This window comes from Candidatus Saccharimonadales bacterium (assembly GCA_036397795.1).
In the GTDB taxonomy this organism is placed as follows: Bacteria; Patescibacteriota; Saccharimonadia; order Saccharimonadales; family DASWIF01; genus DASWIF01.
Genome location: DASWIF010000073.1, coordinates 1 through 1,579, shown reverse-complemented (window position 1 = coordinate 1,579; position 1,579 = coordinate 1). Strand labels below are relative to the sequence as shown.

At 51.3% G+C, this 1,579-nt stretch carries 2 protein-coding genes; both read left to right on the top strand.

What is annotated here, in order from left to right; genetic code table 11:
- On the top strand, nt 1-1,103 hold a 1,103-nt coding region (locus VGA08_04100; protein HEX9679772.1), incomplete at its 5' end, for an O-antigen ligase family protein.
- Nucleotides 1,104-1,116: 13 nt separating this feature from the next.
- On the top strand, nt 1,117-1,579 hold a 463-nt coding region (locus tag VGA08_04095; protein ID HEX9679771.1), incomplete at its 3' end, for a hypothetical protein.

Here is a 1,579-nt window from a genome sequence, read left to right as displayed (position 1 = left end):
TCCTGGTCGGCGCCTGGCTGATCTGGCGCTTGGCAATTAAGAAACAGCTTCACATTGATGGTGTCGGGTTCGCGATCCTGGGTCTCGCCAGTACAACACTGATTTCACTGCTTCTGGCCGCCAACTGGGTTGACCTGGTCGGATTCATGGTGGCGTCTTTTTACTGGATACGACTGGTGCTGTATTTGAGCTTGTTCAAGATTGCCTTTGACATCAAGCAGGAGTTTCTTCAAACCGACTTCAACAAGTTGTTGATTGGGGTCGGTGTGGCGTTCGCCGTTCTCGGCCTGATCCAGTTTGTATTGTTTCCCGATTTTTCCAAGTACGTCCAGCACGGCTGGGATCCGCACTACTACCGCGTACTCTCAACATTTTTCGACCCCAACTTCGCCGGATTGTTCTTAGTTTTCGGGTTTCTGATCGTTCTCGCTCGACTTTACTCTAACCAGTCCGATGTCGCTGAAGGTATGTCGGACAAGCCGCAAGTTCGATTTAGTACGTACGCGGCGCTCGGTGTTATCGGCCTGGCGCTGGTTCTCACCTTCTCGCGCAGCACTTATCTGGCCTTTGCCTTGGCTGTAGCTGTCTTTAGTTGGTTTTGTGACAAACGCCTACTGGTCGCGATGCTCGTTTTGGGGTTGGTTGTGTTTGCCGTCGTGCCGCGCGTCCGCGACCGGGTTGTGGGTGCGCTCGAAATTGACGAAACCGCCCAACTGCGGTTGGTCGATTACTCACGAACTTTTGAGATCATCCGCGACCATCCGTGGTTCGGGGTCGGTTACAACACCTTCCGATACGCCCAAGCCGACTACGGCTACTTCCGCGACCAGCGGGGGGTCAATCAATCTAGTGGCCACGCCGGCGCTGGCGCGGACAAGTCATTTCTTTTTATCTGGGCGACCGGGGGCATTTTCTCGCTGGTAAGTTTATTATGGATGTTGGGGAGGCTAGGGTATTTAGGTAACAAGAGTCGGCAGCCACAAAAAGCTTTGCTGTGGGCAGTTCTTACCGCAGTAATCGTTCACGCCCAGTTTGTGAATTCGTTGTTTTACTCACCGATCCTGGCCTGGCTGATGATTACTTACGGATTGCACAATGACTAAACTCACATTATTTTTGCTTTGCTTAACTATTGTACTCTCACCCCTTTACGTCGTCCGGTGGAGTTACTTCGGTCAGTTTCCGACCACACTACTTGAACTCCTGGTCTGGCTGACCACTGGGGCTTGGGTGATTTCCAAGTTGACTGTGCATGACTTAAACCTCAAATTAGACCAATCGCTGCGTTGGCCGGTTGTTATAATCACGACCGCAGTCTTGATATCAACCCTGATTGCCCAGGATCGCTGGGCTGCATTAGGAATCTTACGTGCCTATTTCCTGGAGCCGTTCGTAATTTACTTTATCGCCGTAGACTTGTTTTCTCGTCTTAAGCATTTTCAATTCTCAACTCTCAATTCTCAATTCTCAATTCCTCAACTAATCTGGCTCAGCTTGCTCACCGCCGGCATTTGGCTCAGTCTCCTCGGCATCACCCAGTTCCTCTTCCACTGGCCAGTCTTTACCGCCCATCAACTCG